The sequence below is a fragment of the Kitasatospora sp. NPDC029367 genome, assembly GCF_055569135.1.
On record NZ_JBVHYH010000064.1, the window covers coordinates 42,054 to 54,490 of the forward strand.

11 protein-coding genes and 1 tRNA gene are annotated in these 12,437 nt (G+C 70.3%); 2 read left to right on the plus strand and 10 right to left on the minus strand.

The window, feature by feature from the left end; all coding sequences use genetic code 11:
- Positions 1-225: 225 nt before the first annotated feature.
- The 3 genes from ACZ4W5_RS28440 to ACZ4W5_RS28450 are packed head-to-tail and all read right to left on the minus strand — an operon-like array spanning position 226 to position 3,465.
- Entirely contained in the window at positions 226-723 is a 498-nt protein-coding gene (locus ACZ4W5_RS28440) for a hypothetical protein (RefSeq protein ID WP_465657725.1), read from the minus strand.
- Positions 710-2,365, minus strand: coding sequence for a VWA domain-containing protein (locus ACZ4W5_RS28445; protein WP_465657727.1), 1,656 nt, complete (start codon positions 2,363-2,365; stop codon positions 710-712). The genes ACZ4W5_RS28440 and ACZ4W5_RS28445 overlap by 14 nt, the downstream gene beginning before the upstream one ends.
- Positions 2,362-3,465 (minus strand): hypothetical protein, encoded by a 1,104-nt coding sequence (locus ACZ4W5_RS28450; RefSeq protein WP_465657729.1) that lies wholly within the window; start codon positions 3,463-3,465, stop codon positions 2,362-2,364. The genes ACZ4W5_RS28445 and ACZ4W5_RS28450 overlap by 4 nt, the downstream gene beginning before the upstream one ends.
- A gap of 330 nt (positions 3,466-3,795) precedes the next feature.
- Here ACZ4W5_RS28450 and pyk point away from each other — a divergent pair, with 330 nt between their 5' ends.
- On the plus strand, positions 3,796-5,226 hold the full coding sequence (gene pyk / locus ACZ4W5_RS28455) for a pyruvate kinase (protein WP_465657730.1): 1,431 nt from the start codon (positions 3,796-3,798) through the stop codon (positions 5,224-5,226).
- Between the two features lie 42 nt (positions 5,227-5,268).
- On the opposite strand, the gene ACZ4W5_RS28460 is transcribed toward pyk, so the two are convergent.
- The 3 genes from ACZ4W5_RS28460 to ACZ4W5_RS28470 form a co-directional block, all read right to left on the minus strand.
- A complete protein-coding gene (locus tag ACZ4W5_RS28460; protein ID WP_465657732.1) occupies positions 5,269-6,042 on the minus strand; it encodes a transcriptional regulator in 774 nt (257 codons plus the stop codon).
- Between the two features lie 7 nt (positions 6,043-6,049).
- Complete coding sequence (locus ACZ4W5_RS28465) at positions 6,050-6,838, minus strand: helix-turn-helix domain-containing protein (RefSeq protein WP_465657734.1); 789 nt, start codon at positions 6,836-6,838, stop codon at positions 6,050-6,052.
- 119 nt (positions 6,839-6,957) lie between these two features.
- A tRNA-Leu gene (locus ACZ4W5_RS28470) sits at positions 6,958-7,030 on the minus strand.
- 142 nt (positions 7,031-7,172) lie between these two features.
- On the opposite strand from ACZ4W5_RS28470, the gene ACZ4W5_RS28475 reads away from it, so the two are divergent.
- Positions 7,173-7,790, plus strand: coding sequence for an ANTAR domain-containing response regulator (locus ACZ4W5_RS28475; protein WP_360234888.1), 618 nt, complete (start codon positions 7,173-7,175; stop codon positions 7,788-7,790).
- 57 nt (positions 7,791-7,847) lie between these two features.
- On the opposite strand, the gene ACZ4W5_RS28480 is transcribed toward ACZ4W5_RS28475, so the two are convergent.
- From ACZ4W5_RS28480 to ACZ4W5_RS28495, 4 genes are read right to left on the minus strand one after another with little or no spacing between them, the layout of a single operon-like run.
- Positions 7,848-8,564, minus strand: coding sequence for an ABC transporter ATP-binding protein (locus ACZ4W5_RS28480; protein ID WP_360234521.1), 717 nt, complete (start codon positions 8,562-8,564; stop codon positions 7,848-7,850).
- A complete protein-coding gene (locus ACZ4W5_RS28485; protein ID WP_360234524.1) occupies positions 8,561-9,379 on the minus strand; it encodes an ABC transporter ATP-binding protein in 819 nt (272 codons plus the stop codon). Before ACZ4W5_RS28485 ends, ACZ4W5_RS28480 begins: the two co-directional genes overlap by 4 nt.
- A gap of 8 nt (positions 9,380-9,387) precedes the next feature.
- Entirely contained in the window at positions 9,388-11,319 is a 1,932-nt protein-coding gene (locus ACZ4W5_RS28490) for a branched-chain amino acid ABC transporter permease (RefSeq protein WP_360234527.1), read from the minus strand.
- 5 nt (positions 11,320-11,324) lie between these two features.
- Positions 11,325-12,290 carry a branched-chain amino acid ABC transporter permease gene (locus ACZ4W5_RS28495; RefSeq protein WP_360234530.1) on the minus strand — a complete coding sequence of 322 codons (966 nt, stop codon included), beginning with the start codon at positions 12,288-12,290 and terminating at the stop codon, positions 11,325-11,327.
- Positions 12,291-12,437: the final 147 nt, after the last annotated feature.

Here is a 12,437-nt window from a genome sequence, read left to right on the forward strand (position 1 = left end):
ATGGCGTGCGTGGCGCGTCCGCGAGAGCGGTGACGCGCGTAGAAGGACGCGCGTAGAAGTCTGCCGTGCGAGCCGGGCCGCTGGATAGCCCTCCGACGTTTCCAACAGGTGAGATCTTGGCGACTCGTTCGTGACCGGGGTGGGCGGAGAAAGGGGTGGTATGGGGCGGGAGGGTCGATTTCCGGCCACCCCGCCCCTGCCTTCCGGCCGGTCGGTCGACTTCGGTCAGTCGAGTTCGGCCGACAGCTGCTTCACCTCGCGGCCCAGCTCCGCCGCCGGGTCCGGCGCGTCCGGCTCCGCCCACGGCAGCCAGGCGCGAGCCCGTAGGTAGCCGTCCACCGCGACCGGCAGGCGGTGCCGGACGATCGGATCGGCCACCGGGCCGGGACCGGCCTCGCGCAACGCCACCAGCAGGGCGTCCACCCCGGCGGAAGCGGGCAGCGGGACGGTCTCCAGATAGGCGGCCAGCCCGTCCAGTTCGGGGTGCGCCGGAGGCGGTGGCGGTGGCGGCGGAGGAGGGGGCGGTGGCGGCGGTGGCGGCGGGCCCGGCGTCAGCAGGGCGCCGACGCCGTACAGGCCCGCCACCACCCCCGGCCACCAGGACCCGCCCAGGCCCGCGAAGTGCAGCCCCAGCCCGATGGCGCCGCCCCCGCAGCCGACCAGGTTCCTGGTCGACTCCAGGTAGCGCAGCAGCCACCGGCCGTACCCGTCACTGGTAGCCACGGATCTCCTCGAACACCCCGTCCAGCGAACCCCCGCCGTCGAACAGCTTGCCCCCGCTGACGTCCGCGATCCCCTGCAACTGACCCACCGCCGCCTCCCCGAACTTGATCGGGAACACCGGGATCGACTTCTCGCCCGACGGCAGCCCGTCGTGGAAGCGCCTGAAGTCCCCGTCCGTCGCGCCCTCGTTGCTCTCCCCGTCCGTCATCAGCACGATCGAGGTGAACCGGTCGTCCCCCGCCGCCTTCTGCTGCGCCTCGATCACCCGGTACGCCTGCTCCAGCGAGTCGTACAGCGCCGTACCGCCCTCGGCCCGCAGCGACTGGACGTCGGCGTTGATCGCCGCCAGTTCGGACTCCGGACCGGGCTGGCTGCCCGAGGCCGGGACGACGTGGGTCCTCGACCACTTCACCGCCGACGCGAAGGAGATCAGCGTGACCTCCTCGCGGTCCCGGAAGCGGCGCAGCCCCCGGGTGTCGTCCGTACCCGTCAGCCGGCCCAGCGCCGCCTTGAGCGAGGCCAGCCGCTGGCCGTCCATCGAACCCGAGGTGTCCAGCACGTACACCGTCCGGGACGGGCGGCGCAGCTCGTTCTGGTACGAGGCCAGCAGGCCGTCCGCCACCTCCCGGGTGCCCGGGAACGGCAGCTCACGGCGGCGGTCGGTGGGCAGCCCCGCCGCCGGGGCCACCCCCGCCGACACCGGGCGGCGCAGCGTCAGCTCCGAGATGCGCTTCTGCACGTCCTCCTTCAACAGGTAGCCGACCAGCCGCTGGAAGGACTCCCGCTCGCCCTGCCCCGCCGAGGACAGCAGCGACAGCGGGTAGTCCGCCGACACCACGCCGTCCACCGGGCGCACCACCGTCAGCTGCTGGTCCGCCGGCAGGGTCCGGTTCAGCGACAGCAGCACCGACTCGTAGTTCACCAGGGCGCCGACCCGGCCCGGCTCGGCCTTGGCGTACGCCTGCGCCAGCCAGCCCGAGGAACCCGAGGTCAGCTTCTGGCCGGTGAAGAACTGCTTCAACTGCGGCGTCGCCTTCTGCACGTCCGCCGCGGTCAGCGCCGCGCCCGCGCCGGAGAACGCCGAGGCCACCGCGACCAGGGCGGAGAAGCCGGAGTTGGAGCGCGACGGGTCGGACATCCCGTACGACAGCTTCCCGGCCGCGGCCGCGTCGCCGATCTGCGCCCAGGTGACCTTCGAACCGTCCCCCCAGCCGAGGTCGGCCAGGACCGAGGACCGCACCCCCACGGCCACCGGGGAGACCATCACCGGAGTCTCCGACAGCACCTTGGACCTGCCGGTCGGATCCAGCCGCAGGTACTGGTTCGACGGGAACCAGACCGCGTCGTACTTGCCGTCCGCCCGGCCGGCCGAGATGGCGTCCGCACCGTCCAGCGTGCCGCCGAACGCCAGTTGGACCGTCACCCCGGTCGCCTTCCGGGCGTCGTCCAGGACCGGTTGCAGGTCCTGGAGTTCACTGCCGGCCAGGACGCGCAGCACCCCGGGGCGCGCCGTCTCGGCCAGCGAGCCGCTCGGGTTCGGCACCGGCGCCGGGGCGGGGGAGGAGGTGCAGGCGGTCACCGCGGCGAGCACCGCCGCCAGGACGGCGGCCAGCCGGGCCGGCCGCTTCGTCAGGAGGTTCACTTCGGGCTCCCCTTCGCCGCCTTGGTCAGCTTGGTCAGGTTGTCCAGCGACGGGACGGTCGCCTGCTTCACCCTCGCCGCGTTCAGGTCCTGGGCGAAGACCGGCTGCTTGACGTCCCTCACCCGGTCGGCGAACGCGCCGCCGGCCGCCTGCGGACGGAAGCCGAACCGGACCTCCAGGGCGCGCAGCGCCTCGTCGTTCTGCAGCAGTCCGGCGAGCTTCCGGCCGTTCTCGGTGCGGGCGATGATCGTGTGGTCGGAGTAGGCCGTGGTGTCCGGGTACATCACCACCATGTCCCCCGTCGGCTGGCCCTGGACGGCCATCGCGGCGACCTGCGACTCGTAGCCGAAGATCAGCGGGTTGCCGACCCCGGCCAGGAAGTCCCGGAACGGCTCGTCACTGCTGCTCTTCTGGCCGCCCTGCAGCGCGGTCGCCTGGTACAGGACCGGCCGGACGGCCTCGACCCCGGCGTCGTCGGAGACCACCAGGTTGTTGTTCAGGACGTACGACAGCAGCGCGATGTACAGCGCCCCCGAGGAGGAACTCTCCGGGTCGGTGGTGGTGACGAAGATCGGGCCCGACAACTCCCCGTGACTCCCCGCGCCCGGCAGGTCCTGCCACTTGCGCCCGGCCTTGAGGGCACGGACGTACTCGTCCATCCGGAACGTCCACACACCGGTCGAATCGTCCCGCGCGGCCAGGTTGCTCTCCTTGAGGATCTGCGCGACCGGCGCGTGCGCCACCACCACCAGTGGCGAGTAGAACGGCACCAGCGGGGAGTCCTGCAACCCCCAGTCGCGCTGGATCTCGTGGGCCGGCGCCGTGCTCGCCGGAAACGCGAAGTCCAGCCCGGAACTGCTCCTCGCCTGCTCGCCCATCGTCCAGGAACCGGTCGAGTCGGCGCGCACCTCCACCCCCTGCTTCGCCAACTCGGCCTTCACCTCGGCGTTCTCGAAGAAGCTCCGCTTCTCCGAACCGATCAGCCCGGTGACCGTGACCGTCTTCGCCGGGCCCGTCCCGGCATCCTCCGGGACCAGCGCGTACGTCACCCCGCCCAGCAGGGCCAGGGCTGCGAGCACCCCCAGAGCGCGTCGTCTCATCGCGAGCGCCTCCCCCTCGTTGCTCCGCCACCCGGATGCGGTCACCCGGGGGTGACGAGCGTCCCGCCGGGCGGGGAGCACGGGCGGAAGGTGCGGTGAACCAGGGGTGAACACCGTTTCACGGAATCGCATCGGAAGGGGGGCTCCGGCGGGGCGCCCGAGCAACCCTCGACGAACCCCTCGCCGGACCCCGCGCCGGACCCCTCGCCGGACCCCTCGCACACCGGTTTGAGGAAGTGTCAGATTGTTCAACTCGCCTTACGACAAAGGTCATCCCGCAGTCCGGAACCACGTCGAGGTTACGCGCCGGTAATGCCTACCCTCAGCAGTATGCGCCGAGCAAAAATCGTCTGCACCCTCGGGCCGGCCACCGACTCGTACGAGCAGATCAAGACCCTGGTCGACGCCGGAATGGACATCGCCCGCTTCAACCTCAGCCACGGCACCCACGCCGAACACGAAGAACGCTACCGTCGCGTCCGCAAGGCCGCCGACGAGACCGGCCGGAGCGTCGGCGTCCTCGCCGACCTCCAAGGCCCGAAGATCCGACTCGACACCTTCGCCCACGGGCCCGTACTCCTCGAACGCGGCGACGAGTTCACCATCTCCACCGACAACGGCGTCGTGGGGGACAAGGACATCTGCGGCACCACCTACGCCGGCCTCGCCGGCGACGTCAGCCGCGGCGAACGCATCCTCGTCGACGACGGCCGCGTCACCCTGGAAGTCGTCGCCGTCGACGGACCACGGGTGCGATGCCTCGTCATCGAAGGCGGACTCGTCTCCGACCACAAGGGCCTCAACCTCCCCGGCGTCGCCGTCTCCGTCCCCGCACTCAGCGACAAGGACGTCGCCGACCTGCGGTGGGCGCTGCGCACCGGCGCCGACCTGATCGCGCTCTCCTTCGTCCGCACCGGGCGCGACATCGAGGACGTGCACCGGGTGATGGCCGAGGAGGGGCGGTACGTCCCGGTCATCGCCAAGATCGAGAAGCCGCAGGCGGTCGAGAACCTCGACTCCATCGTGGACGCCTTCGACGGCATCATGGTGGCCCGCGGGGACCTGGGCGTGGAGATGCCCCTCGAACAGGTCCCGCTGGTCCAGAAGCGCGCCATCAAGCTGGCCAGGCGCAACGCCAAGCCCGTCATCGTGGCGACCCAGATGCTCGACTCCATGATCAACGCCTCCCGGCCCACCCGCGCCGAGGCCTCCGACGTCGCCAACGCCGTCCTCGACGGGACGGACGCGGTGATGCTCAGCGGCGAGACCTCGGTCGGCAAGTTCCCGATCGAGACGGTCAAGACCATGGGCCGGATCATCGAAGCCGCCGAGAACGACATCCTGGCCGCCGGACTGCCCCCGCTGACCACCGGCAGCAAGCCGCGGACCCAGGGCGGCGCCGTCGCCCGCGCGGCCGCCGAGATCGGCGACTTCCTGCACGCCAAGTACCTGGTCGCCTTCACCCAGTCCGGCGACACCGCCCGGCGGCTCACCCGCTACCGCTCGCCCATCCCGGTGCTCGCCTTCACCTACGAACCGGCCGTGCGCAGCCAACTCGCCCTCACCTGGGGCGTGGAGACCTTCCTCGGCCCCTTCGCCCCGACCACCGACCAGATGGTCGAACAGGTCGACGCGGCCCTGCTCTCCCTCGGCCGCTGCCAGAAGGGCGACATCGTCGTCATCACCGCCGGCTCCCCGCCTGGCCTGGCCGGCTCCACCAACCTCGTCCGCGTCCACCACGTGGGGACCCTGGACGACTGAGGCTTCGTACGCGGCGCGGCCCTTCCAGGGGTCGCGCCGCTGTCAGTACTTGGGGCCGATGTGGGCGTCCATCAGGGCGACGGAGTCCTTGCGGGCGATGGAGATGTTGGTGGCGCCGGTCGCGCGCGGAGCGGCCTTCCAGGCGACGCCGACGGCGTCGAGGGTTGCGGTGAAGAGGCCGATGATGTCGGTCGAGGTGTTGGTGAAGAAGAACCGCGGGTACTCGTAGCGCTTCGTGACGCCATTGACGGTGCGGGTCGCCCAGTTGGTGATGCGGCAGCCGTCGGAGTGGATCAGCCCGCGCAGGAACTCCCACGGGTGGGCGTCCACGATCTCCTGCTGCCAAGGCGCCAGGGAGATCGACCGCAGGTGCTTCGGGCCGGGGCCGTGCTGCGGGAACAGGCAGGGCCAGTGCTTGCTGGTGCTCACGACGCTGGTGCAGCCGGGCGCGCGGACGCGGTTGACCTTGTTGTGCGGCATGACGGCGGAGACGGCCCGCTCGCACTCGTCGATGAGGCCGGGCCAGGCATCGCAGCAGGCGATGCGGAGGGCGTGGACCTTGCGGCGGCCCTCGCTGATACAGCCGTCGCCGAGGTAGAGGCCGAGCAGGTAGGCGTACTCCGCGCGTGGGCGGGATGGGTCGAGCCGGCCGTCGCGGACCGGGCACTCGGCGGTCATGCGAGGGCTGGGGACTGTGCCGGACGCCCACTCGCGGATCGCGAAGCGGGAGATGCCCGTCGCGCGGCTGACCTGGCTGAACGTCAGGCCTGATGCGTGGAGGTCGAGCGCGCGCCGGCGCGTGGCCATGTCGTACATGGCGTTGTCAGTACTTGGGGCCGATGTGGGCGTCCATCAGGGCGACGGATTCCTTGCGGGCGACGGAGATGTTGACCTGGCCGGTCGGGCGGGGGATCGATGCCTTCCACTGGACACCGACGGCGTCGAGGGTGGCGGTGAAGAGGCCGATGATGTCGGTCGAGGTGTTGGTGAAGAAGTACCGCGGGTACTCGTGGCGCTTCGTGACGCCGTTGACGGTGCGGGTCGCCCAGTTGGTGATGCGGCAGCCGTCGGAGTGGATGAGGCCGCGCAGGAACTCCCAGGGGTGGGCGTCCACGATCTCCTGCTGCCAGGGCTCCAGGGCTATGGTTCGCTCGTGCTTCTTGCCGGGGCCGTGCTGGGGGAAGTGGCAGGTCAGGTGGTTTGAGTAGACCTTGACGTTGTGACAGCCGGTCCGCCGGACTCGGCAGGGCTTGTTCCTCGGAAAGACTAGCCGCATCGCTTCCTCGACGGCGTCCATGACCCCAGGCCACTTGTCGTCGCAGGTGATATGGAGGGTCTGGGTCCGACAGTAGTCGTCAGGCATCAGGATGTGGCCGTCCCCAAGGTAAAGGCCCAGGAGGTACGCGTATGCAGGGCGGTTCATCTGATCGCCGTGGCAGTGCATGCACGTGGAGCGCTTGCGGCCGGGGAGCTTGTTGTGTTTGGCGAGGTCCTGGTGCTTCCACCAGGAGACCGTGCCCTTCGGGACACCCAGGCGCCGAGCAACATCAGCGTTAGCAACGCCTCGGCGCAGGAGGTGGACGGCTTCTTCGCGAGTGGATCGAACTGCCATACGGGCGATCTTGCGACCCGTAAGCCGAATGCGCAGGCGAACGGAATCGTTTCCACCCGAACGAATGAAGATCGCCAACGATTAGGCTTGCCTAAGTGACTTTGGAATTGAAGGAAAAGTACCCCGGGTGGGATTCGAACCCACGCTGTATGGTGTTTGAGACCATGGCCTCTTCCGCTGGGCTACCGGGGCGCCCGCAGCTTCGAAGGTTGCCCCCCGACCCTGCCGAGTTCAAACATACCGTGTCTAGGTACCCTCGTGCATGCAGTACCCCGCCGGAACTAGGAGCCCAGTGAGCACCGCCGACGAGCAGGCACAGCCGCTTGAGACCGATATGCCCCAGATCACCCGGATCGTGATCGCCGAGGACGAGGCGCTGATCCGTCTCGACCTGAAGGAGATGCTGGAGGAGGAGGGGTACACCGTCGTCGGTGAGGCCGGCGACGGGGAGACGGCGGTGCGGCTGGTGGAGGAGTTGAAGCCGGATCTGGCGATCTTCGACGTGAAGATGCCGATCCTGGACGGGCTCTCCGCCGCCGAGCAGATCCACGAGAAGCACCTGGCTCCCGTCCTGATGCTGACCGCCTTCTCGCAGCGGGAGCTGGTGGACCGGGCGCGGGACGCGGGGGCGATGGCGTACATCGTGAAGCCGTTCTCGAAGGCGGACCTGGTGCCGGCGATCGAGATGGCGGTGTCGCGGTACACCGAGATGCGGGAGCTGGAGAAGGAGATCGGGGATCTCACCCAGCGGCTGGAGACCCGGAAGCTGGTGGACCGCGCCAAGGGTGTGCTGCAGACGAAGTTCGGGCTGAACGAGCCGGCTGCCTTCCGGTGGATCCAGAAGACCTCGATGGACCGGCGGATGACGATGGCGGCGGTGGCCGAGGCGGTCATCGAGGAGGGCGAGGCCCAGGACCGCAAGAAGGCGGAAGAGGGCGACAAGGGCGAGTAGCGCGCAGGCGAAGGGCCCGGCGGATCGGATCCGCCGGGCCCTTTCGCGTGTGCGGGGTCAGTCCTCGCCGAGGTAGGCCTTGCGGACGGACTCGTCGTGGAGGAGGTCGGCGCCCGTCCCGGAGAGGACGATACGGCCGGTCTCCATGACGTAGCCGCGGTCGGAGAGCGACAGGGCGGCCTGGGCGTTCTGTTCGACCAGGAGGATGGTCGTACCGGACGCCTTGAGTTCGACGATGGTGGACATGATCTTCTGCATCATCAGCGGGGAGAGGCCCATCGAGGGCTCGTCCAGCATCAGCAGTTTGGGCTGGGACATCAGGGCCCGGCCCATGGCGAGCATCTGCTGCTCGCCGCCGGACAGCGTGCCGGCGGCCTGCTTGCGGCGTTCGCCGAGGATGGGGAAGAGGGTGTAGGCGCGTTCCACGTCGGACTGGATGCCCGCCGTGTCGGTGCGCAGGAAGGCGCCGAGGAGGAGGTTCTCCTCGATGGTCATGCGGGGGAAGATGTGCCGGCCTTCGGGGGAGTGGGCGAGCCCGAGGGCGACGATCTTGTGGGCGGGGACGGTGCTCAGGTCCTGGCCGTCGAAGGTGATCCGGCCGGCGGTGGGCTTGAGGAGGCCGGAGAGGGTGCGCAGGGTGGTGGTCTTGCCGGCGCCGTTGGTGCCGATGAGGGTGGTGACCTCGCCCTGGTCGACGGTGAAGCTGATGCCCTTGACGGCTTCGATCTTGCCGTAGGCGACGCGGAGGTCCTCGACCTCGAGGAGCGCGGTCACTTGGGGTCCTCCGGTGTTGCGGGGGTTTCGAGCGGGGCGCCGAGGTAGGCGGTGATGACCCGTTCGTCGTTCTGGACGGTCTCGCGGTCGCCTTCGACGATCTTCTGGCCCTGGACGAGGACGGCGGTGCGGTCGCAGAGGTTGAAGATGAACCGCATGTCGTGCTCGATGACGAGGATGGAGATGCCGCGGTCGCGGATGGCGAAGACGAGTTCCTCGGCGGCGCGGGTCTCCTGGGGGTTCATGCCCGCGGTGGGTTCGTCGAGGAGCAGCAGGCCGGGGTCGGAGGCGAGGGCGCGGGCGATCTCGAGCTTGCGTTGTTCGCCGTAGGGGAGGTTGCGGGCGAGGTGGTCGGCCTTTTCGGCGAGGCCGGTGAAGGCGAGGAGTTCCATGGCCTTCTCGCGGCTTTCGGCTTCGGCGCGGTGGTAGCGGGGGCCGCGGAGGATGGCGGCGAAGATGCCTTCCTTGGTGCGGCTGTGGCGGCCGACGAGGACGTTTTCCAGGACGGTCATGTTGGCGAAGAGCCGGATGTTCTGGAAGGTGCGGGCGATGCCGGCCTGGGTGACGAGGTGGGGTTTGGGGGGCAGTTGGGTGCCGCGGTAGCGGACGGTGCCCTCGGTGGGGACGTAGAGGCCGGTGAGGCAGTTGAAGAAGGTGGTCTTGCCGGCGCCGTTGGGGCCGATGAGGCCGATGATCTCGCCTTCGCCGACGGTGAGGGAGACGTCGTTGACGGCGGTGAGGCCGCCGAAGCGCATGGTGACGCCGGTGACGTCGAGCAGGGTGGTTGCGGTGGATGGCGTTGCGGTGGTGGTCATCTGGCGCGTCACGCCCCTGCCTTGGTGAGTGCGCCCGGTTCGCCGGTGGGCTGGGCCGGGATGGCGGCTTCGTGGAACTCGAGTTGGCGGCGCCGGTTGGGGATGAGTCCTTCGGGGCGGACGCGCATCAGGACGATGAGGGCGGCGCCGAAGGCGAGGAGCTGGTAGTCGGAGAGGAATTCCAGCTTCTTGGGGATGAGGAAGAGGAGGGTGGCGCCGGCCAGGGGGCCGCTGATGGTGCCCATGCCGCCGAGGATGACGGCGGCGAGCAGGAAGGCGGAGTTGGGGGGGAGGGCTTCGGCGAAGGTGTACTGGTCGGGGGTGACGGTGTAGCTGACGTGGGCCTGGACGGTGCCGGCCAGGCCGGCCAGGCAGGCGCCGAGGGCGAAGGCGAGGAGCTTGAGGCGGAAGCCGTTGATGCCCATGGCTTCGGCGGCGGTCTCGTCCTCGCGGATGGCGACCCAGGCGCGGCCGATGCGGGAGTTGCCGACGCGGGCGAAGATCAGTACGACGAGGGCGGTGACCAGCAGCATCAGCAGGTAGTAGTTGGAGAAGCGGCCGAGTTCGATGCCGCCGACGGTGTGCGGTTTGCCGAGGTCGAAGCCGAAGATCTCCAGGTCGGGGATGCGGGGGATGCCGTTGGAGCCGTTGGTGATCTTGGGGCCGGTGGTGCCGTTGAGGTTGAGCATGGTGATGCGGAAGATCTCGCCGAAGCCGAGGGTGACGATGGCGAGGTAGTCGCCGCGCAGCCGCAGGGTGGGGGCGCCGATCAGGACGCCGAAGACCATGGAGACGGCGGCGCCGGTGAGCATCGCGGCCCAGAACGGGAACTGGACGTGGATGGGCGAGGCGGGGGAGCCGGAGACCAGGGCGGCGGCGTAGGCGCCGACGCCGAGGAAGGCGACGTACCCGAGGTCGAGCAGGCCGGCCAGGCCGACGACGATGTTGAGGCCGAGGGCGACGGTGGCGAAGATCAGGATGTTGGTGGCGACCGAGGTGTACTGGTCGCTGCTCTGGGTGAAGGGGAAGCTGGCGGCGGCGGCGAAGGCGGCGCCGGTGGTGACCGGGCGGTACTTGACGGTCAGGGCGCGCAGCCGGCCGAGCAGTCCGGACTTGGCGAGGGCGGCGATCGAGGGGGCGGCGAGCAGCAGGTAGCCGATGAAGAGTTCGCCGTACTCGGTGTCGATGCCGAAGGTGATCGCGTACAGGCCGAGTCCGAAGGCCAGGACGATGAGCAGGACCTCGGCCCAGGAGGGGAGTTGGCGGGCCGCGGGGAGCGGGCGTTCGACGGTGCCGAGGCGGATCCGGCTGTTGGCGAGGTGGCCGAGCTGGAGCAGCAGGACGACGCCGGCGGCGATGGCGAGGGCGCCGGCCAGGGCGGTCATCACCGGGGCGACCGGCTGGTCGTCGGGGATGGCGTGGGCGGCGAACCAGCCGATGGGGGCGGCGGGGACGAGCAGGAAGAGCCGCTTGTCGAGGATCCGCAGCGGGACGGCGGTGCGCCGGTCGAGGGGGAGGCCGAGGGCGCCGAGGACGCCGAGCAGGCCGCCGGCGGCGAGGACCCAGCCGCCGGGTTCGAGGTTGGCGAGGCCGCCGAGTTCGACGGAGATGGCGGTGACGGAGTAGGCGGCGACGGCGAGGGCGCCGGTGGCGGCGAACAGGACGGCGTTGTTGCTGCGGCTGGGGGCGGCCCAGCGCAGGCCGGGGACGCCTTGGGCGGCGAGCAGCAGGACGAGGGTGAGGACGCCGGCGACGACGGCGAGCCACTGGAGTCCGGCGGGGGAGCCGTAGTAGGTGAGGTCGCCGGGGAAGTCGCTGGTCCAGGTCCAGGACATGGCGGCGGAGGCGGCGGTGAGGAGGGCGCCGAGGCCGGTGAGGGCGGTGGCGGCGGGGGCGGGCAGGGGGATGACCGGGGTGGTCTCGGTGCTGGTGGTGGTCATGGTGGTCACGCCCTGTCCGAGACGCGCTCGCCGAGCAGGCCTTGGGGCCGGACGAGGAGCACGAGGATGAGGAGTACGAAGGCCCAGACGTCCTTCCAGGCGCCGCCTCCGAAGAGGTGCATGCCGGGCAGGTGCTGGATGTAGCCGGTGGCGAGGGCTTCGGCGAGGCCGAGGGCGAGGCCGCCGAGCATGGCGCCGTAGATGTTGCCGATGCCGCCGAGGACGGCGGCGGTGAAGGCCTTGAGGCCGAGGATGAAGCCCATCCGGAAGTCGACCTGACCGCTGCGCAGTCCGTAGGCGACGGCGGCGACGGCGGCGAACGCGGCGCCGATGGCGAAGGCCATGACGATGATGCGGTCGGTGTCGATGCCCATCAGCTTGGCGGTGTCGGGGTCCTGGCTGGTGGCCTGCATGGCGCGGCCGGAGCGGGTGCGGGTGACGAACCAGCCGAGGATGAGCATGCACAGCGGGGCGGCGATGATCAGGAAGAGGTCGCTGCGCTGGAAGGTGACGGAGCCGAGGTGCAGGTACTCCTGGACGAACTTGGGGAAGTCGAAGGAGAAGGGGTCGCCGGGGATCTTGGGGAAGACCCGGGCCTTCTTGGCGTCGGGGTAGAAGGAGAAGACGAGTTGCTGGAGGAAGATGGACAGCCCGATCGCGGTGATCAGGGGGGCGAGCCGGGGGGCGTTGCGCAGCGGCCGGTAGGCGAAGCGTTCGGCGGCGACGGCGGTGAGGGTGGAGACCAGGATGCCGGCGATCAGCATGAGGGGTAGGGCCAGCCAGAGGGTGGTGCCGCCGGGGAGGGCGAGGTAGGCGGTCAGGGCGCCGAAGCCGCCGACCATGACGATCTCGCCGTGGGCGAAGTTGATGAGCTGGACGATGCCGTAGACCATCGTGTAGCCGATCGCGACGAGTCCGTAGAGGGCGCCGAGGATCAGGCCGTTGGCCAGCTGCTGCGGTAGGTCGTGCACCGCTGGGCCTCCGTAGTGCGTTCGGGGGTGTCCGCGTGGGTGGTGGATGTGGGGGCGGGGGGGGGGGGGGGGGGGGGGGGGGGGGGGGGGGGGGGGGGGGGGGGGGGGGGGGGGGGGGGGGGGGGGGGGGGGGGGGGGGGGGGGGGG

Coding starts and splice junctions, on each gene's coding strand:
- ACZ4W5_RS28475 (WP_360234888.1), top strand. CDS start 7,173: ATGCCCCAGATCACCCGGATCGTGATCGCCGAGGACGAGGCGCTGATC.
- ACZ4W5_RS28465 (WP_465657734.1), bottom strand. CDS start 6,838: ATGGCAGTTCGATCCACTCGCGAAGAAGCCGTCCACCTCCTGCGCCGA.
- pyk (WP_465657730.1), top strand. CDS start 3,796: ATGCGCCGAGCAAAAATCGTCTGCACCCTCGGGCCGGCCACCGACTCG.
- ACZ4W5_RS28485 (WP_360234524.1), bottom strand. CDS start 9,379: ATGACCACCACCGCAACGCCATCCACCGCAACCACCCTGCTCGACGTC.
- ACZ4W5_RS28460 (WP_465657732.1), bottom strand. CDS start 6,042: ATGTACGACATGGCCACGCGCCGGCGCGCGCTCGACCTCCACGCATCA.
- ACZ4W5_RS28490 (WP_360234527.1), bottom strand. CDS start 11,319: ATGACCACCACCAGCACCGAGACCACCCCGGTCATCCCCCTGCCCGCC.
- ACZ4W5_RS28450 (WP_465657729.1), bottom strand. CDS start 3,465: ATGAGACGACGCGCTCTGGGGGTGCTCGCAGCCCTGGCCCTGCTGGGC.